The 19,145-nt window shown below is 44.0% G+C and carries 17 protein-coding genes; 2 read left to right on the forward strand and 15 right to left on the reverse strand.

Annotation, left to right across the window (positions count from 1 at the left end; translation table 11 throughout):
* Positions 1–306: 306 nt before the first annotated feature.
* Both NE671_RS15135 and NE671_RS15140 read right to left on the reverse strand, forming a co-directional pair.
* Positions 307–579 (reverse strand): hypothetical protein, encoded by a 273-nt coding sequence (locus tag NE671_RS15135; RefSeq protein ID WP_059086966.1) that lies wholly within the window; start codon positions 577–579, stop codon positions 307–309.
* 142 nt (positions 580–721) lie between these two features.
* Positions 722–1,210 carry a DUF1648 domain-containing protein gene (locus NE671_RS15140; RefSeq protein WP_173740140.1) on the reverse strand — a complete coding sequence of 163 codons (489 nt, stop codon included), beginning with the start codon at positions 1,208–1,210 and terminating at the stop codon, positions 722–724.
* A gap of 213 nt (positions 1,211–1,423) precedes the next feature.
* Between NE671_RS15140 and NE671_RS15145 the strand changes: the two genes are divergently transcribed.
* Positions 1,424–2,806: an NCS2 family permease gene (locus tag NE671_RS15145; protein WP_015526334.1), complete on the forward strand. Its 1,383-nt coding sequence runs from the start codon at positions 1,424–1,426 to the stop codon at positions 2,804–2,806.
* Positions 2,807–2,869: 63 nt separating this feature from the next.
* Here NE671_RS15145 and NE671_RS15150 read toward each other — a convergent pair whose 3' ends face one another.
* From NE671_RS15150 to NE671_RS15205, 12 genes are all read right to left on the reverse strand, one after another.
* Positions 2,870–3,724, reverse strand: a complete 855-nt coding sequence (locus NE671_RS15150) for a YitT family protein (protein ID WP_015526335.1) — start codon at positions 3,722–3,724, stop codon at positions 2,870–2,872.
* On the reverse strand, positions 3,721–4,074 hold the full coding sequence (locus tag NE671_RS15155; protein ID WP_256164133.1) for an arsenate reductase family protein: 354 nt from the start codon (positions 4,072–4,074) through the stop codon (positions 3,721–3,723). Before NE671_RS15155 ends, NE671_RS15150 begins: the two co-directional genes overlap by 4 nt.
* A 149-nt stretch (positions 4,075–4,223) precedes the next feature.
* Positions 4,224–4,976, reverse strand: a complete 753-nt coding sequence (locus NE671_RS15160) for a zf-HC2 domain-containing protein (RefSeq protein ID WP_256164135.1) — start codon at positions 4,974–4,976, stop codon at positions 4,224–4,226.
* Positions 4,960–5,457, reverse strand: a complete 498-nt coding sequence (locus NE671_RS15165) for an RNA polymerase sigma factor (RefSeq protein WP_256164137.1) — start codon at positions 5,455–5,457, stop codon at positions 4,960–4,962. The genes NE671_RS15160 and NE671_RS15165 overlap by 17 nt, the downstream gene beginning before the upstream one ends.
* A gap of 197 nt (positions 5,458–5,654) precedes the next feature.
* Positions 5,655–7,328, reverse strand: coding sequence for a sensor domain-containing diguanylate cyclase (locus tag NE671_RS15170; RefSeq protein WP_256164138.1), 1,674 nt, complete (start codon positions 7,326–7,328; stop codon positions 5,655–5,657).
* A 181-nt stretch (positions 7,329–7,509) separates the two neighbouring features.
* The gene (locus NE671_RS15175; protein WP_173740138.1) at positions 7,510–8,937 is read right to left on the reverse strand and encodes a glycoside hydrolase family 1 protein; all 1,428 of its coding nucleotides are present in this window, start codon (positions 8,935–8,937) and stop codon (positions 7,510–7,512) included.
* 70 nt (positions 8,938–9,007) lie between these two features.
* A complete protein-coding gene (locus NE671_RS15180) occupies positions 9,008–10,894 on the reverse strand; it encodes a beta-glucoside-specific PTS transporter subunit IIABC (RefSeq protein ID WP_021650624.1) in 1,887 nt (628 codons plus the stop codon).
* 123 nt (positions 10,895–11,017) lie between these two features.
* Positions 11,018–11,869, reverse strand: coding sequence for a BglG family transcription antiterminator LicT (gene licT, locus NE671_RS15185; RefSeq protein ID WP_059086637.1), 852 nt, complete (start codon positions 11,867–11,869; stop codon positions 11,018–11,020).
* Positions 11,870–12,159: 290 nt separating this feature from the next.
* Positions 12,160–13,329, reverse strand: a complete 1,170-nt coding sequence (locus NE671_RS15190; protein ID WP_092072300.1) for a YkvI family membrane protein — start codon at positions 13,327–13,329, stop codon at positions 12,160–12,162.
* A gap of 18 nt (positions 13,330–13,347) precedes the next feature.
* Positions 13,348–14,766 carry an FAD-binding oxidoreductase gene (locus NE671_RS15195; RefSeq protein WP_021976221.1) on the reverse strand — a complete coding sequence of 473 codons (1,419 nt, stop codon included), beginning with the start codon at positions 14,764–14,766 and terminating at the stop codon, positions 13,348–13,350.
* 3 nt (positions 14,767–14,769) lie between these two features.
* The gene (locus NE671_RS15200; RefSeq protein ID WP_092072303.1) at positions 14,770–15,960 is read right to left on the reverse strand and encodes an electron transfer flavoprotein subunit alpha; all 1,191 of its coding nucleotides are present in this window, start codon (positions 15,958–15,960) and stop codon (positions 14,770–14,772) included.
* Positions 15,961–15,973: 13 nt separating this feature from the next.
* The gene (locus NE671_RS15205; RefSeq protein WP_021650628.1) at positions 15,974–16,762 is read right to left on the reverse strand and encodes an electron transfer flavoprotein subunit beta/FixA family protein; all 789 of its coding nucleotides are present in this window, start codon (positions 16,760–16,762) and stop codon (positions 15,974–15,976) included.
* Positions 16,763–16,987: 225 nt separating this feature from the next.
* Here NE671_RS15205 and NE671_RS15210 point away from each other — a divergent pair, with 225 nt between their 5' ends.
* Positions 16,988–17,530: an SMI1/KNR4 family protein gene (locus NE671_RS15210; RefSeq protein ID WP_015526348.1), complete on the forward strand. Its 543-nt coding sequence runs from the start codon at positions 16,988–16,990 to the stop codon at positions 17,528–17,530.
* Positions 17,531–18,358: 828 nt separating this feature from the next.
* Here the strand turns inward: NE671_RS15210 and NE671_RS15215 are convergent.
* Positions 18,359–18,985, reverse strand: coding sequence for a helix-turn-helix domain-containing protein (locus NE671_RS15215; protein WP_059086634.1), 627 nt, complete (start codon positions 18,983–18,985; stop codon positions 18,359–18,361).
* Between the last annotated feature and the right edge of the window lie 160 nt (positions 18,986–19,145).

A 19,145-nucleotide genomic window follows, 5' to 3' on the forward strand; every position in this document is an offset into this window, starting at 1 on the left:
ACGACATTGTTGTTTGATTTATATGTTGTGTTCATATTTGTATTATACTATAGTTCATTAGTTAATACAATTACTATTTTGTCCATCTTCAATTACTTGCATAAATTACGATCAGAGTAATCACTACCGTAATAACAATACTGTTTAAAAGAAACGGATAAAATTAAAGTGTGCGTTCATATTGATGTAGTTATCAATGATGAATTTCTGCGGAAGGAGATGATGCTCCAGAGCCATGATCTCCTGATTTTCCTTAAAGGATGAAGCTTCTGATCCGCCAGCACTGGCAAAGCTCCGGGATTTCCGTTACAAACCCTCCCGATACACGCTGTTGATCGTAGCCTGGGCGTGCTCCAGCTCTTTCTTCCGGACGATGGCTTCCCTATCACTTAAGATCGCCAGCATCTCATCGATCACATCCTCCACTCTGGGACTTGTCACCCTGTATAAATATCCCAGCATCCGTGTAGCTGTGTAATCGGTATTCATATGTTTATAGGCGATTTCCCGGCACAGCTCATCGGGATAGCCCTTATCCTGAAGCGCTCTGTAAAGCTCATCTGTTCTTGTATCTGCCATATCCTCCTGAGATTCCTTTCCTGTTTTTATTATAATTTCACCAAGCGGATATTCGCGATCCGCTTTCGCTGGTTCCCATATTCAGTACAATAAATCGAACATTTCCCTTCCACTCTGCTATATGATCACAAACACGACCGCTTCACGATTTATCATCCTCATCCATGCCAGTTTCTTTACCAGCCTTATATATCCCCCGGATCCCCAGGATCAATGTCACGAAAATCCCTGTGATCAGTATCCACACCGGCCACATAGGTGCCGTTCCCAGATTCCCGCTGATCCCGGCATAAAGACATACTCCAATGGATAACAGCTTGATCACAGACATCATTTTTGACGCAATCTCAAAGATATGCTCTCTGTTTTCCTCTGTCACCTCAACTGGATAGTTCCACCACTGTGGAAATCTCTGACAGAACATCAGAAGTGCCAGGATCAGCAGCCCCAAAATCGGCTCCAGAAGAAGGCTGCCCTTCTTTCCATACCGGTCCGGGATCCCATGCGCATTAAAATGGATCGGCACCCTCTCCGGCAGATTTCCCCAGGTGGCCACAAGATACATCACGTACCCAAGGATCATCAAAAAGCAGAGCACATCTGTAATATTCCGCAGTTTTTTCTCAGACATTATCCATCCCCCTTTCATTGCAAAATAAACCCGTCTGTAAATCGAATACTCTCTTTTCTGTATTTTACACACAAATTACCTGCTTGTAAAAGTATTTTGCAAAAAATTACCTTACATAACAATATCTGTTAAGCACTAATGATTGCATACGAAATTTTTATATGATAAAATAGACATGTTGTCCAAAAACATATTTAAGAAAGGGAAAGAAATATGTTAGAAAAAATCTTCAAGCTGTCCGCAAATAAAACGGACGCCAAAACAGAGGTTCTGGCAGGTATCACCACCTTCATGACAATGGCGTATATCCTGGCAGTTAACCCGAACATCCTGTCCGCAACCGGCATGGATTCCGGAGCTGTATTCACAGCTACCGCACTGGCAGCCTTCCTGGGAACGCTGCTGATGGCAATCTTCGCCAACTACCCGTTTGCACTGGCACCCGGAATGGGTCTGAACGCATACTTTGCCTATACAGTTGTTATCGGTATGGGATACAGCTGGCAGTATGCACTGACTGCAGTTTTTGCAGAAGGTATCGTATTTATCGTTCTTTCACTTACCAATGTACGTGAAGCGATCTTCAATGCGATCCCTCTGAACCTGAAATCCGCAGTCAGTGTTGGTATCGGTCTTTTCATTGCATTTGTAGGATTACAGAATGCCAATATCGTGATCGGCGGCTCCACTCTGCTGCAGCTTTTCTCTGTAGATGGCTACAACGCAGCCAAGGGTGTAGAGGCTTCCTTCAACAATGTGGGAATCACCGTTATCCTGGCTCTGATCGGTATCATCGTAACTGGAATCCTGGTTGTTAAGAATGTAAAGGGAAACATCCTCTGGGGTATCCTGATCACATGGGGACTTGGAATCATCTGTCAGTTCGCCGGACTTTATGTTCCGAACCCGGAGATCGGCTTCTACAGCCTGCTCCCGGATTTCAGCAACGGACTCTCTATCCCGAGCCTTGCTCCGATCTTTGCGAAGCTGCAGTTTGACGGAGTTTTCTCACTGGATTTCCTTGTTATCCTGTTTGCATTTTTATTTGTAGATCTTTTTGATACTCTTGGAACTCTCGTTGGTGTCTCTTCTAAAGCAGGCATGCTGGATGAAAATGGCAAGCTTCCTAACATCAAGGGCGCACTTCTTGCAGATGCAGTTGCAACAACTGCCGGTGCAGTTCTTGGTACATCCACAACCACTACCTTCGTAGAGAGTGCTTCCGGTGTATCCGAAGGCGGAAGAACCGGACTTACCGCAGTGACAACTGCCATCTTATTTGGCCTGTCCCTGTTCCTGTCTCCGATCTTCCTGGCGATCCCGTCCTTTGCCACAGCTCCGGCTCTGGTGATCGTCGGTCTGTACATGCTCAGCAATGTTATCAGCATTGATTTCAGCGATATGTCCGAGGCGATCCCATGTTATGTATGTATCATCGCAATGCCGTTCTTCTACAGCATTTCCGAAGGTATCTCCATGGGAATCATCACATACGTAGCCATCAACCTGATCACAGGTAAGGCAAAAGAAAAGAAGATCAGCGCTCTGATGTATGTACTGGCAGTGCTGTTTATCCTGAAATATATTTTCCTGTAAAATATGGCAAAAAAATTCCCGGGCGTTTTGTCCCGGGAGTTTTTTTATTCCAGCAAAATATTCTTATTTCTTCGGCTGATACCGCATATTCGATACATTATAAACCGTAATAAACGCTTTCGGGTCCTCCTGGTTTATAAACTTCATCAGCTTCTGATATTCACCTTTATCTACGATGGTGATGATCTCACGGCGTTTTTCCATGTTATAGGCTCCGATGGCCTCATAGATCGTGGCTCCGCTGTGCAGGTCATGGATGATAAACTGCCTCAGCTCCTCTTCCTTTTTCGTGATGATGCAGACACGCCGCTTGATATTATTGTCAAAAATAAAATGATCCAGAACGATTCCGTTAAAATACGTTCCCAGAATACTTAAGACCACCGTCTTTTTATCATACACAAGCGCCGCGGAAAGTGCCACGCACATACCGGAAAGAGACATGGCTTTTCCAAGTTCCATGTGGAGATACTTATTCATGATCTTCGCCACGATATCCAGTCCGCCTGAGGATGCATTCCGGTTAAAAAGAATGCTAAGTCCCACACTCACTACCAGAATATAACACAGAACATCCAGTTCCTGGCTGTCTGTCATGGAACCGAAATTTGGAAAAATGATCTCAAACAATCCCAGAAACAACGGCAGCATTACACTGGTATAAACCGTCTTAACTCCAAACTCTCTTCCACAGGTAAAAAATCCAATGATCAGCAATACCACATTCAGGATCATGGTAATCGCCGACAGCTGCAGCGGCACAAAGTTGGAAAGCACGATTCCAAGACCGGAAATACTGCTGACCGACGTATGGCTTGGCACTAGGAAAAAATATACCGCCGCTGCAATGATCGCCACTGCCACGGTGAGGATCACGGTTTCCTTAACGATATCCGCATAATTCAGTTTCTTTTTCATGATTTCAGATACTCTTCCCATTCTTTTTCTTTAGCGCCCACCAGCACCTTGTCTTTCCCAACAAGGATTGGTCGTTTCACAAGCATCCCGTCTGTTGCAAGAAGCGCAAGCTGCTCTTCCTCATTCATCTCCGGAAGTTTATCTTTCAGTTTCATCTCTTTATAAATATTTCCACTGGTATTGAAGAAACGCTTCAGCGGAAGACCGCTTTTTTCCCACCAGGTTTTCAGTTCCTCCGCTGTTGGATTGTCCGTTTTAATATCACGCAGCGTATATTCTGCGCCACTCTCGTCCAGCCATTTCTGAGCTTTTTTGCAGGTACTGCATTTTGGATAGCATACAAATAACATGTTGTGTCCCCCTGTTCTTCGGCAGTAAATATGGAAATCACTACTGTCTGTTTTTTACTTACAGCATGGAATATGGAATTTTTATGGAACTTTTTCCCAGTGCTGTCTGAGGTTTATTTTAACATAGATGTTGATGTTTTTCTATCCTGTTATTCCGCCCAGATCAGCTTCGATTCCTGCTTCATCTCATCCACAATTTTCTCCGCTGCATCCAGATCCCCTTTTGCTTCCAGCTCCGTTAATTCCAGGCTCTTCTTTTGGGCTTCCTCGCTCATATAATAAACTTCTTTTACCGTCTCCGGGGTGCTGTCATCCTCCGGTGATAGCTCCTCTGTCTTTTTGGAAAAATCCTGAAGCAGCATATCATTACCTTTCAGTTCCAGAGTTCCTGCATAGGGTGCGTCAATGGCGTAGACAAACTCTGTTTTTCCATCTTCTGTGTATTGTACTTTCATTCGGTTGATGAGATTATTGGAAGAATACAGGCAGTTGTCTTTTACGTACATTCCGCTGTCTTCCAGAGTCATGTATTTTTCATTGAAATACCAGTGGTTATAACCTGCTGCCGCAACGATGAGTGTCAGGATAACTGCCACGGTTGCTGTCAGAACTCTGCGTACCAGAAGTTTTTTTCGAATTTTTTTCAGTGCGGCAACGCTTCCGGCATTTGCATTACTTTCAGTATTTTCCGTCCTGCCGGCTCCATATCCTGCTGTGGAGGCTGCAGATGATTTTATCCGAGCCTGCTCTTTTCCCTGCTCCTCTTTCATGATCTCCAACATTTTTCTGCATTCCTGACAGGTACCCATATGTTCTTCCACCAGCGCCTTGCTGTCTTCGCTTAAGATCCCATCTATATAAGACGGCATCAGATCCTGTATTACATCACATGTGATCTTCATGTTCCAGCTCCTCTCTGATCTTTACTCTTGCACGATAATAAGTCACCCGCGCCCAGTTTTCACTTTTTCCAAAAAGCATTCCAATCTCACGGAAGTTCAGCTCTCCGAATGTCCGCAGGGAAAAAACTTCTTTGTACGGTTCCGAAAGTCTATGCAGAACCTTGTGGATTTCCATAGCCTGGCTCCGCTGCGCCAGCTTTTCCTCCAGAAGCTCTCCGCCAGCGCTTTCTATTTTTTCCAACTTCTCATCCCCTAGAAGTTGCTTCTCCTGTTTTTTCAGATGATCGTACAACGTATTCTTTGCGATCTGGCAGAGCCACACACGCACATCACAGTCACCCCGGAACTGATCTGCTTTTTTCAGCGCTTTAAAAAATGTCTCCTGTGTCACTTCCTCAGCCAGCGATCCATCCTGTGAGATAGAACGGATATACCGATATACAATGTCACAATATGTCCGGTAAAGTTCCTCTATGTTCATCGGTTTTTCTCTTTCCTCCCTTCTCACTTATAAGACGCACTGATCTCAAAAACGTTACAGAAAATCTTTCAAAATTTCGTCCGATATTTTTATTCCGGCGTTTCTTTTAGCACAAACGAAATGCCCGGTATAAAAATACCGGGCACAGCATTATCAGAATTTTCTTCTGACCTCCTCTTACACTCTGCTACATACCTTCACATCCTTCCATGCTTTTCATAATATTTCTTTTTTTCCGCATACATAAGATCATCTGCTCTTCTCAGCATTGTCTCAAGCTCCGAAGAGCTTTCCTCCCAAACAACGCCAACAGAAACACTGATCCTTTTGGCAGCAATGCTGTCACAGATATCCCGAACCTTACTCCGAAAAATCTTCTCATCCATATCAAAACAGATGAGTACAAATTCATCGCCACCTACCCGGTAAGCATTTTCCGGCAGAATCGCAAGCATGGAACGCGCTGTGTTTATGATCAGCCTGTCTCCGGCCTCATGTCCGTAAAGATCATTCACCCGTTTCAGACCATTGATATCAATATATGATGCTACGCCTGTTTTTATCACTGTTTTTGCCTGCATGCCTTCCAGAACCTGAATATACCCGTTCCTGTTATACAAGGTCGTCAGCATATCACGGTAGCTCATGTACTGCAGACACGCCTTACGCTCCTTGGCTTTCAGGCTGTCCGTTAAAAAGTACTGTATAGATGACAGCAGCGTATGATCCTCATAATGCAGTCTCGGATTATCTACCCCGAGAAATCCTATGATCTTTCCGTCACTGTTTAAAGGAACGGCCAGCAGCCTGGTAATGTCCTGCATCTTCAGAGTCTCATAATACGGCTGCCCCTGCTCCTCCTCAATATCCGGAATATAATACAGGCCATTTTTCCGAAAGCTGTCCATCCAGATATCCAGCATTTCCATGGGAACCTCCTGAAGATTATCCTTCTCAGCAGTCACTCCGTTCATGGCATACTCATAGGTATTTGTACAGACATTCCTCTTTTCATCGATCTGAACAATATAACTGCGATCTCCGTCAAAATACCCACTGATAATACGCAGCAGATTGGAGATCGACGCATCTTCATCTTCTCCTGATATCAACTCAGCAATGCATTTATTCAGTATCGTTGCGATCTCAAGTCTTTCCTTTATCTTGCCCTCTCTGCTTATCAGCTGATACATTTCCTGATTCAGCTCCGTCATCGTCACGATAAACATAATGATCATGGAAATACCAACAGAAAAATCGATCAGCGACATTCCATACCTGAATGCCTGCACAGCTGCCGCCACTGCCGGAAGTACAATGCATGACAGCATAGAGAACAGGAGCTTCCTGCTGACTCTCTTTTTGTACTGGAGCAGAAGCGTAAGATCAATGAGCAAGCCTGCTGCCGAAAGAAGAATTGACATAATATATAACGGTGCCCGATGGTAATAATTATCCACATCTATGTAATAATACCAGTGAGTAAACTGCGAGATCACCACAAAAACAGCCCCTGCGGCAGCAATAACATATCCGGCTTTTACTCTTTTTAATGTTCTCCGCTCCCTCTTCGAAAACAGATAAACACACACATAAATGTGAAAACACAGCAGGACTACGTCACTTAAAAGGAATACGAGAAAACTCGAGATACGGACCATCACACTGCCCGGAACTCCGGGATATCCGTTGAAAATATACACCATGGCATCCATCAGCAATAACAGGGAAGCAAAACTCTCCATTAGGATAAGATACCGACGCTTTTCCCTGTCATAATTACTGCTCAGAAATATACATAATGCAGCTATGGCACAAAATACACATCCCCATATAAGTATCGCTACCTGCAGTACTTTTTCATCCGGCATAAAAAACACTCCTCACATTCGTCACTTACAATAAGTATTACACTTTACCGTGTAAAAGTCAACCTTCCAAAAAAATCCCGGAGTACATTGTCATACTCCAGGATTTTGTCGTCAACCGGATAAAAGCAACCGCATTCGCTACATAATTCTACACCAGATAACTGCTTCGCAGTTGATTCAGTTAAAGCTCTTCCCCGCAGGATTCAATCACTTTTTTGTACCAGTAAAAAGAATCTTTGCGGATTCTGGAAAAGTCTCCGGTCCCGTCATCATTTTTATTTACATAGATAAGACCATAACGCTTCTTGAATTCTCCAGTGGAGGCACTGACAAGATCTGTACAGCCCCAGCAGGTGTAGCCGATCAGATCTACTCCGTCATGGATTGCTTCCTTCATCTGCTCTATATGGCGGCGCATATATTCAATACGGTAATCATCGTGAATCTTTCCATCCTCTGTCAGCTGATCCACCGCCCCAAGACCATTTTCCACGATCATGATCGGAATCTGATAGCGGTCATAGATCTGGTTCAGAACATAGCGAAGACCAGTTGCATCGATCTGCCAGCCCCAGTCGGAAGCTTTCAGATATGGATTTTTCAGATTGTCACTTCCATTTCCGGACGTTTTCTCTCCGTCCTTTGTCACGCTGACACAGCTACTGGAATAATAGCTGATGGTGAAAAAGTCCACCGTACCCTTCTTGAGGATCTCTTTATCCTCCTGAAGAACCTCCAGCTGGATTCCGTGCTCCTCAAAGTATCTCGCTGCAAATCCCGGATAATATCCTCTTACATGAACATCACCGGCAATGGAATTGTGGATCTGCCCAAACTGCTGTGCATATAAGATATCATCCGGATGGCAAGTATATGGATAACCATTGTGATAAGCAAGCATACAGCCAAGCATAAACTCCGGATCGATCTCATGAGCCATGGAAACTGCAAGTGCACTTGCTACCAGCTGGTGATGCATTGCCTGATAACGGCTCTGCTCACATACATCCTTCGGGTCCAGCATTCCTGCACAGAATACCGCACCAAAGTCCTGCGTCAGCATATTGATCTCATTAAAAGTCAGCCAGTATTTTACCTTACCTTTATATCTCTCAAATAAAACCTTTGCAAATCGAAGATAGAAATCGATCATCTTACGATTTTTCCATCCGCCATACTCCAGAGAAAGATGAAGGGGATTCTCATAATGAGAGATCGTTATCAGCGGCTCAATGTTATATTTTCTCAGTTCGTCGATCACATTGTCGTAGAACTTAAGGCCTTCCTCATTTGGAGTTTCCTCATCCCCATTTGGGAACACTCTGGACCAAGAAATAGAAAAACGATATACCTTAAATCCCATCTCTGCAAAAAGAGCAATATCCTCTTTCCAGTGATGATAAAAATCAGTCGCCTGGTGATTGGGATAAAATTCTTCCGGTAACGGTGCCGGCGGTGTAAGACGACGTTCCTTATCCACACTTCCTCCTGTCAGGATATCTGCAATGGACGGGCCTCTGCCATCCTCATCCCAACCGCCTTCATACTGGTTTGCAGCGGTTGCTCCGCCCCAGAGAAAGTTTTCCGGCATACGGTTATAATTTTTCATATTTTAATTTTCTCCTTTTTACAAACATCAGGCGGATCTGTTATCTCCGCCTGATGTTTCGTTGTTATTCTTATACAATAGTCAGGAATTTATCTCCTGCATTTACAGCTGCATCTTCTTTTTCCATGCATACTGCTTTGATATAATCAGAAATATTGGTCACAACAACCGGTGTGATCAGATCATATCCTTCTTTCTTAATGGCATCCATATCGAATTCCACAAGAAGCTTTCCTTTTTTTACCTTATCTCCATCAGAAACATGGGATTTAAAATATTTACCATTTAAATTTACAGTATCAAGTCCGATGTGGATCAGAATTTCTGCTCCACTTTCTGTCACAAACATGATTCCATGTTTGCTGTCCATGATATTTGCCACCGTACCATCTGCCGGTGCATAAACCTTTCCTTCTGATGGAACGATTGCTGCTCCGTCACCTAAAACCTTATCCGCAAAAGTTTTATCCGGAACATCGGAAAGTGCTTTTACAGTTCCTGCTACCGGTGCACAAAGCTCGATCTTATCTACAAGCGGAGCGTTCTGCTGTGCCGGCTGTTTTTCTGTATCTGTGTTCTGTACTTCATCCTCTGTCTCAGCCTTTACATCCTCAAATCCGAAGATAAGCGTAAGAACAAAAGCAGCTACAAAAGATACCACGATCATAATGATTCCATAAATCAGATTGATTAATCCCTTCTCGCCGATAAACGCCGGGATCGCCATGATACAATTCTGTGCAATGTAAAGAGAAACCTGAAGAAGTCCTCCTACGATACCACCGATTCCGGCCGCGATAGAAGCTGCTACAACCGGTCTTTTCAGTTTCAGTGTAACACCATACAGAGCAGGCTCTGTGATACCCATAAGAGCGGAAACACCTGCTGCACTTGCCAGCTGTTTCATGTTGCTGTCCTTGGATCTTACAGCTACTGCAAGAGAAGCTCCGGACTGTGCAAGGTTAGAGCATACCTGAGATACAAAGATCAGTGTATCGGTACCACCGGTTGCAATGGCATTCAGTCCGATCGGTGTCAGCGCATGGTGCATACCGGTCATAACGATGAACGGGAAGGTTGCTGCAAGGATACCTACAATAATGAAACCAAGTTTTACGGACAGGAAGTTGATGGCTACCGCAAGTCCGTTACCAATAATTGTTCCGATCGGTCCAACTACGATCAGGGCGATCGGTGCACTGATCAGAATTACCAGTGTCGGGTTCAGGATCAGTTTTACCATTTTCGGTGTGATCTTATCAACCAGAATCTCAATATAATGTGTGATCCATACCATCAGGATAACCGGAATAACGGAATAAGAATAAGTTGCTTTTGTGATCGGCAGACCAAACAGTGTGATGGCCGCATCACCAGCTACCATAGTTACAAAGGTAGGGCTTAAGTAAACACCGGCAATAAACAGCGCCAGTGACTGGTTCACGCGGAAAACCTTGGCAGCATTTGCTGCGATCAGGAACGGCATGAAGTAGAAAGTAACATCTCCGATAAAACTGATCACCTGGTAGGTACTGCTTGTTTCTGATACCAGATGAAAAGTTGTCAGCAGGGTAAGTACAACTTTGATCATACCGGCTGCAGTCAGGGCAGGGATCATCGGGGTCATACATCCGGTGATGGCATCGATAACTTTTGAAACAACACTCTTTGAGCTGTCAGAGTTCGCTGCCGGTGCATCATCGGTAGGAACGCCTTTGTCTTCCAATGCCTTGTAAACAGCGTTTACTTCGTTTCCTGCGATAACCTGGAACTGATCTTCATGCCAGTTAACGCCGGAGATCTCAGAAAGCTTTAAGATCTCTTTCTCGTTGATCTTCGATCTGTCTTTCACATAGAAACGAAGCCTTGTCATGCAGTGGAACAGACGGGTGATATTATCTTTTCCGCCCAGCGCTGCAATCAGTGTGTCTGCAGTTTTTGCATAGTCCTTTTTCATTTGGGGACCTCCTTTAATAATAAATATTGAAATTTATATTAAAGGTCTTGCCTGAAAAGATACGCACATGGCACGTATTTCAGTAACAATCCATTAACACCTAATTTATAAAACAATCTCTTTTCACAGATTTTTCAGACGTTTATGGTCTTCTGTGATCTTCTGGATATGAATCGTCAGATACAGCATTTCGTCCTCAGTCATAGCGTATTTATATTCCTCTTCCATCATAAGATAGATCATTTTTACACAGCCGTAAGCTTCTCTGTACTGCTCCTTGATGATCTTGAAAAGCTCCTGATTCTCATCATAGTGAAGCTCTTTATGAAGGAATCTCTGGGCAAAATATTTCAGATGCGTGAGAAACCGCTGATAATACAGATTATCCTCCTGAAATTCCATATTGTCATAATACTTCTCCACGATGTCCAGGATCTGATGTACGATAATGGAAATCTGATAGCTGTCCGTCTTGCCGCCATCTTCCGCATTCACAAAATGCAATGCAAAAAATCCTGCTTCATCTGCAGAAAGATCTACCTCGAACATCTCATTTACCTTTTTCAGTAATTCCAAGCCGATCTCATATTCCTTATGATAAAGCTGCTTGATATCCAGAAGCAGCATATTCTGAAGGCGGATCCCGTTTTCAAGTCTGGAGATCGCACCCATGATATGGTCGCTAAGGGAAAAATAAATACTGTCATTTAATTTCATCCCCTCTTTTTCCTTCACTTCATTTACAAAAGCTTCCACAAAATCCAGATATTTTTCCGGAATAGCAGTCAGATAACCCTGTATCTCCTTGCTGATCTGGGCATTTTCCGCAGTAAAGATCTTCTCGATCCTGGACTCCTCCACTTGCTGTCCTTTCTTTTTCTGAAAGGCAATTCCGCAGCCCTTTACAATAACTTCATGTCCCTGTCCATCCCTGGACAGTATCAGATTATTATTCAAAATCTTATGGATAACCATAGTCCTGTTCCCCCGATGCCAAACAAATAAAAAAAGACCATTACAGTATATAGAAAACCTATTCCTATACTACTATAAGGTCTTGCCTGACGATAAATAAATATTTCAGTAACAATCCTTCTGATTCGTAACTATTTAATAACTGTACGTAATAGTATCAGAAAAAATATATGTTGTCTATCTGGAATATTTAATAAAATATTTATAATATTTTTGTGAACTTTGACAAAATCCCCTGATGATCCTGCCATACGGATCAACGGGGGATTTTCTGTTCAGCTTTTTATTCTTCAGATCTCTTTTCCCTTTGTCGCAACGGCATGTACAACAAACGGTACAAACAATGTAATAAACGCCGCATATCCAAGGTATGCATATCCCTTTTTAACAACTGTCATCAGACCGAACTGTGCGATGGCAAATGCCAGGAATGTAAAGATCGCTGTAAAAACTGCATTTCTTCCAAGGTGTCCCTGCGCTTTTTTTGCCGGGCTGTCCATACGGCGCTCCACTGCATTTACGCAGCGGGTCACAATACCGGAGATCATATTTACTGCTGTGGAGATAGCTCCAAGGATGATCAGCAGAGAAATGATCGGTGTCAGGATACCGGCGCCCACACCGTTCTGGACCAGTACCAGCATCGGTACCGATGCAGATGCCAGTTCACTTACATATGCAATGGCAAGAAGTCCGAGGATGGAAAGCTCCATTGCACAGAAATTGCATACAAACATCCAGATCGCTGCTTTGTTGATCTGTTTTTCGTCCGTTACATCCTCCATGTGCTGGTACATAACAGAAACAGATGCCAGCTGGAAGAAGAAATAAAGGACTGCTGAATAGAGGGCCGGTCCAAAGGCTCCGCTCTCGGAGGAAAGTACAGTCATTTCTCCGGAGGACATAGTATGGATGGAAGCTGTGATATCTCCCCACTGTGCAATGATATTCGGAACAAGTACCAGTACAAGACCGATGATGATCAGCACACTTAATGTAGAAGCACATTTTCTTACAACATTGGTTCCGAAAAGTGCGATCACAAAGATAAATGCTGCAATGATCAGTGTACAGAGCCAGTATGGGATCCCAAACAGTGTCTGCAGTGTGGAACCGCCGGTTGCAAAGGCTGCTGCAGATGCAGTTCCGATCATGATCAGGTAACAGATCTCATAGAGATTGGACATAACCGGTTTCGTTTTTCCGTAAAGACTGTCGGAAAAGCTTCTGTAATCGTAGGTTTTGTGTTTATAAGCATAGCGCATTCCATACCAGAAAAACAGTGCATACAATCCCTGTGTCACTGCCGGCAGGATCAGACACCAGATACCGTAGTTGATAAAGTACTGATAGATCTGCGCTCCTGATGCGAATCCGCCTCCGAACTGTGTGGTAAATGCGACGAACGCAAGTCCCATAGCCAGAGGCATTTTACTTTGTAATGATTTATTCTGACTCATCTCTCTTTCCCCCATTTTTTATTTATTATATTCGATGACTTTTCCCGGATTCAGGATCAGTTTATCATCGAAAGCCAGCTTGATGGCTTTATAAAGAGCGATCATTCTCGGTCCCGCAAATTCTTCCAGGAATTCCAGACGTCCGTTTCCGATGCCATGCTCACCGGAAAGCTGTCCGCCCAGTTCCTTGGACAGTGCATAAAGCTCTACCAGACTTGCGTGAGTGGCTTCCTTCCACTCCTGGTCACTCATTTCCGGTCCACGGAGCATCTCTGTATGGATATTTCCATCTCCGCAATGTCCGCAGGGCTCTACACGGATACCATGTGCACTTGCGATCTTTTTGGCTGCTTTTACATACTCTGCGATCCTTGCACGCGGAACAACTACGTCACACTCCTCCTGTGCGACAGAATCTGCTTTCATTCCTTCCAGGATCCCGCCCCGGACACTCCATACAGCTCCGGCACGCTCCGGCGTTCCTGCGATACAGCAGTCCAGCGCTCCGTTTGCCAGAGCTGCTTCCGCTGCTGCCTCCACTGCGCTGTCCAGCTCCTGTTTACTGGAAGCATCATACATAACGATCAGAACCGCTTCGCCCTGTTTTACCGGGAACATTTTGTTTAGATTGCGTTCTACGATATCGATCAGTTCTCTTTCCAGAAACTCGATGGCTGTTGGCACAAACGGCAGCTCCAGAACCTTCGGGACCATGTCTGCACATTCCTCAAGACTCCTGAACGGCATTACAAGGGTACAGGTGCAGGTCGGTGCGGGAAGAAGCTTCAGCGTTACCTGAGTCAGAATACATAAGGTTCCCTCCGAGCCGATCACCAGATCTTTTACATCATATCCCGTTGTGTTCTTCACAACGTTGGATGAAAAATTCATGATGGAACCATCCGGCATAACTGCCTCGATACAACGGACGAAATCCCTGGTCAGTCCATATCGTACCGCTTTCATGCCACCGGCATTTGTGATAACATTGCCGCCAATGGAAGCTGTTTTTTCGCCCGGGTCCGGCGGATAAAAAAGTCCGCCTGCCGCTGCTGCCGCCTGGATATCGATGAGAAGTGCTCCCGGCTCCGCTGTGATGGTCTGGTTCTTTCTGTCGATCGGAAAGATCTTGTTCATGCGCATCACAGAAAGCATGATTCCACCATATTTGCAGGTTGCTCCGCCTGCAAGTCCGGTTCCTGCGCCACGGCATACCACCGGGATATTTTCTTTATATGCGTAAGCCATGATGGCTGAGATCTCTTCTTTATTTAAAACCTCCACATAAAGCTCCGGAGGAAAAACTCCGTACTCCGGCATCTCATCACGATAATATTCTTTTGCGATCTCATCGCCGACCCATACACGATCTGAAGCAGTCACAGAACGGATGTAGTCAAAATCTTCTGAAGTCATTTTTTTGTAGGGATATGCCATGACTTAATCCTCCTTCCGATTCTTTATCAGCTCTGTCAGCTCCGGTACAACCTGATACAGATCATCCACGATGCAGTAATCTGCAACATTAAAGATCTGTGCCTCCGGATCATTGTTGATCGCTACGATACAGTCAGATCCTGTCATGCAGGAAGTAAACTGGATGGCACCGGATACGCCGCAGGTGATGATCAGCTTCGGACGGACAGTTCTTCCGGAAAGTCCGATCTGATGTGCAACATCTCCGAATCCGTTTTCTACCATAGGACGGGTGAAGGCAAGCTGTCCGCCAAGGGCATCTGCCAGTTCCCGGCACATTTCCACATCCTTTTCATTCCGGACACCACGGCCTGCTACTACCAGAACATCCTCTTCCTCAAGGCTCTTTACCTTATCAATGACCCTGGATGACAGAATCTTGATCCTGGAATCTGCCATTTTTTCATTTACCGGACATACAACCACCTGACCATGCGGATTTTTTACTTTTTCTGCCTTGTCCATAACCTTATAACGGACCGTGGCAAACTGTGGCCTTGATTTGGTGATGCCGATCTGAGCCATGATATTTCCGCCGAAAGCCGGTCTGATCTGGATCATATCGGTGTTGGAACGGATATCCAGAGTTGTGCAGTCTGCAGTCAGTCCCGTATGGAATCTGGTGGAAAGCCTCGGTGCAAGGGAACGCCCCAGCGCAGTAGCTCCGATCAGCACAGAGCTTGGTTTGTTTGCTGCGATACAGTCTGCAACTGCGTCTGTATAACAGTCTGCGCGGAAGCCTTCGAAGCCTTCATGCTCATATACGTACACATTGTCTACGCCATACGGCAGAAGCTTTTCCGCATTTTCCTTTGTTCCTTTTCCTCCGACGATCACACAGTTAACCTGATAACCGACTTTGACAGCCATCTTTCTTGCTTCTCCGATCAGCTCAAAGGTAACCGGATGGATCTCTCCTCTCTCCTGCTCCACATAGATAAGAAAGTTTTTCCATTTATCCTTGTCAAAGGATTTCGCCTTCTGCTCAAACCGGATAGCTTTCTCCGGGCAGTTACGAACGCAAAGCCCACACATACGACAGGCATCGCCTACAACAATTCCATTTCCCTCTATGGTAAGGGCCCCAAAAGGACATTTCTCCACGCATACTCCGCAGAGTACGCATTTGTTTATATCAAATTTTAAAAATTCCATGTTCCGCTTCCCCCTATATGATCTTCTTTCCGGTCAGGAGAGCAACAAGCTTGTCTGCCTTTTCCTTTGCAGTTCCTTCCAGATAAACCTGTTTTTCACTTTCCTCCGGCGCAAACATTTTTTCCACAGAGGTGGGGGAACCGATCAGTCCGTAACGGCTCAGATCCTGATCCGGCATATCTTCAAAGCTTAAGATCCGTACCGGACGGTCTGAAGTTGCCTTCTTTAATAAATAGGATGGCAGACGTGGCACGCAGGTATCCTTGTCAATGGTTAAAAGACATGGATACGGAATCTCGGAAACCTGGGAAACACTGACAAGATCCTGACGGACCTGAATGCTTTTTTCATTGACGTCCATGATCTCAGCTACCCATGCAGCATGTGGGATGGTCAGATGCTCTGCAATGGCCGGTCCAACCTGGGCTGTGTCACCATCTGTGGTCTGTCTTCCGCAGATGATCAGATCTGCACCGCCGATCACCTGGATTCCCTGTGCTAACGCATAAGAGGTTGCCAGAACATCCGCTCCCGCAAATTTTCGGTCTGAAAGGATCACGCCCTCATCAGCACCCATGGTATAAGCATCCCGAATCATCTCTTCCGCCTGAGGCGGTCCCATAGTAAGAACGGTTACAGTTCCGCCTGTTTTTTCCCGGATCGCAAGGGCTGTTTCCAGTGCAAACAGATCATATGGATTAGTCCTTGTCTCACCGGACATACGTTTCATGGCACCGGTTTCCGGATCGATATCAACCTTGGAAGTTGCCGGTACCTGCTTCATACATACAACGATCTTCATTTTCTATCTTCTTTCCTGTATTTTCGCTTTTATTTTTTGCTTTAAAACGTTAAACAACTGTATAAGTATAGCATTAACGTGGTGTAAAATCGAGAGGGTTTTGGTAAATTCTGCACAAAAAAGCATTGAAAAAACTTTTAAGCATGCTATAATTACTCTCCGTTATCAAATAAAGCAGACATATGAATCTTTACAATATCACATCGATCAAGGAGCATATATGTAATGGAAGACATCCGTGCAATCTACAGAATTTTCAACAATCTAAAATATGAAATGGAAAATAATGGATGGGTCTATCAGTGGCATTTAGGCGATGAACCTATAAAAGTAACTCATAAATTTAACCCTCCTGTAACACCTGAAGAATTTCAGCTGTTTGAAAAATATTTTCCCAATATGAAACTTCCTGCCTCATACAAAGCTTTTTTATCCTGCTCAAATGGCATGGAACTTTTTTGCGGAGAGGAAGGCAGTTCTTTAGTCAGCTGTACCATTTATTCTTTAAAAAGAGCGCTCAAAGAAAAGGAATCTTGGAATAGTACGCCTATTTTATCTGATCCGGAGTTTACATATCATCTTCCTGTTCTTTGCTTACAGGACATCGGCGATATAACCATGGATCTTCAGGCTGTATCAGAAGGCAGAGACGATTACCTATGCTATCCAGCTCCAGATACTGATCGTTTTAATATCCCTTTTAATGAATGGCTGGAAAGATATATCGTATGCCAGGGGCATGAATTCTGGTATTTCTTGAATCCATAAAACAGAAATTTTATGAATATTTTTCGTAAAAATACCCCGGAAGCCTTACGGTTCCGGGGTATCTTACGTTTGGACACAATGTACCTTGCGGTACTCAATATATATTAAATTAGGATGTTATACTAATTAACGGTTACTCGATAACTGTAGCAACACGTCCTGATCCTACAGTACGTCCACCCTCGCGATACTTTAATCCCGTTTTACCTCATATTTTTTATGGTTTTCTATCCAAAATACAGTGAAAAACGGCTGATTTGCACCATCTATTTTTATTTGCCTGATTTCTTGGCACCGTTTTGGCACCGGAATCCCTGGTCGAAAAGATTCTTTTCTACAGTTGCCCTACTCTCATCTGTCAACTTCATATTGCGCCGACAGTTTCAGGCGGTTATAATCAGAATATGGGTGCCACCATAACGGTAGGCGGTTAGTCCTTCAACAGAGGGTTGCAGAGTGCCACTGGCACTCGTTTTGCAACGACCGAAGTGAAACGGAGACCTGTGACCCTCTGATTACATAGAAACCCAAAAGGGAATCCACTGGAAAGAAGAACTAAGCCAATGAGTATTGTTGACTTCATAGCAGTAGTGAGCTTCGGCCTAACCTGCTTTTGTATCGGATATACATTAGGCAAGGATAATCATAAACCACAAAAATAACCGCCCAGTCTGCAAACTAAGCGGTTATTTTTGATAGATATTCTAAATAGTAAAACGGACTAACCGTCTATCGGTAGCACTCTTTTTTCTATAAGCATATTATCACGCATCTGTAAGAATGTCAAAAAGTTCTTTTTCATAGTATGTAATACGAATTTGAAAATACTTATAAGCCGAAAAAATACACCAGTACCAGCTTGATCACAGCAGCTCCACCAAAGGCAACAACTGCAGTTACAACTAATTGCATAGGTTTTGGGAAATTTTCGAACACAAAAACTTTCCTACTCTTGCTCCGCACCTTGCTTAAAGATCCTGTCGTAAATGCTGCTATCATTATGACTGACACAGATACCAAGGTCTCACAATAGCCGGCAAGCTTTCCTAACACATCATTATACATATATGCACCTGTTTCATGCAGAATCCAGTATAGAACCAATGCACAAACTCCCATGACACTTTGGAGCTTCATTTCCTTAAAAATCTTCTCTTTCTCTGTAGTTGCATAATCTGACATTGTTTTAGCAATTTTTCTTTCTTCTTCGTTCATCATCTCGCTTTTCCTTTCTCCACTGATAATCTCAGGAATGCTGATATCATAATAATCTGCAATATCCACAAGAATACTGATATCCGGCATATTGTTTCCGGTTTCCCATCTGGATACGGTCCTTCCAGAGACATTTAATATTTCTGCCAACTGCTCCTGTGTAATGCCTTTTTCTTTGCGAAGTTTTTTTAAAAAATTCCCGATTTTTACTTGGTCCACCTCAACTCCTCCTTTCATCATCAAATATAGAATCTGTTATCTGCAAATAACACGACACAAAGCGAGAAATGTCGTATTTTCACTAATAGACACAGTTGTCTATGCGTTTTTCATTTTTTCAATTATACAAATTCTTTAGGTTAGAATCGATGATGGAGTAAACGAAAAAGCAGTTTTGACA

The organism is Blautia sp. DFI.9.10 (assembly GCF_024461705.1).
In the GTDB taxonomy this organism is placed as follows: Bacteria; Bacillota; Clostridia; order Lachnospirales; family Lachnospiraceae; genus Blautia_A; species Blautia_A fusiformis.

Coding starts and splice junctions, on each gene's coding strand:
- NE671_RS15135 (WP_059086966.1), bottom strand. CDS start 579: ATGGCAGATACAAGAACAGATGAGCTTTACAGAGCGCTTCAGGATAAG.
- NE671_RS15140 (WP_173740140.1), bottom strand. CDS start 1,210: ATGTCTGAGAAAAAACTGCGGAATATTACAGATGTGCTCTGCTTTTTG.
- NE671_RS15145 (WP_015526334.1), top strand. CDS start 1,424: ATGTTAGAAAAAATCTTCAAGCTGTCCGCAAATAAAACGGACGCCAAA.
- NE671_RS15150 (WP_015526335.1), bottom strand. CDS start 3,724: ATGAAAAAGAAACTGAATTATGCGGATATCGTTAAGGAAACCGTGATC.
- NE671_RS15155 (WP_256164133.1), bottom strand. CDS start 4,074: ATGTTATTTGTATGCTATCCAAAATGCAGTACCTGCAAAAAAGCTCAG.
- NE671_RS15160 (WP_256164135.1), bottom strand. CDS start 4,976: ATGAAGATCACATGTGATGTAATACAGGATCTGATGCCGTCTTATATA.
- NE671_RS15165 (WP_256164137.1), bottom strand. CDS start 5,457: ATGAACATAGAGGAACTTTACCGGACATATTGTGACATTGTATATCGG.
- NE671_RS15170 (WP_256164138.1), bottom strand. CDS start 7,328: ATGCCGGATGAAAAAGTACTGCAGGTAGCGATACTTATATGGGGATGT.
- NE671_RS15175 (WP_173740138.1), bottom strand. CDS start 8,937: ATGAAAAATTATAACCGTATGCCGGAAAACTTTCTCTGGGGCGGAGCA.
- NE671_RS15180 (WP_021650624.1), bottom strand. CDS start 10,894: ATGAAAAAGGACTATGCAAAAACTGCAGACACACTGATTGCAGCGCTG.
- licT (WP_059086637.1), bottom strand. CDS start 11,869: ATGGTTATCCATAAGATTTTGAATAATAATCTGATACTGTCCAGGGAT.
- NE671_RS15190 (WP_092072300.1), bottom strand. CDS start 13,329: ATGAGTCAGAATAAATCATTACAAAGTAAAATGCCTCTGGCTATGGGA.
- NE671_RS15195 (WP_021976221.1), bottom strand. CDS start 14,766: ATGGCATATCCCTACAAAAAAATGACTTCAGAAGATTTTGACTACATC.
- NE671_RS15200 (WP_092072303.1), bottom strand. CDS start 15,960: ATGGAATTTTTAAAATTTGATATAAACAAATGCGTACTCTGCGGAGTA.
- NE671_RS15205 (WP_021650628.1), bottom strand. CDS start 16,762: ATGAAGATCGTTGTATGTATGAAGCAGGTACCGGCAACTTCCAAGGTT.
- NE671_RS15210 (WP_015526348.1), top strand. CDS start 16,988: ATGGAAGACATCCGTGCAATCTACAGAATTTTCAACAATCTAAAATAT.
- NE671_RS15215 (WP_059086634.1), bottom strand. CDS start 18,985: ATGATGAAAGGAGGAGTTGAGGTGGACCAAGTAAAAATCGGGAATTTT.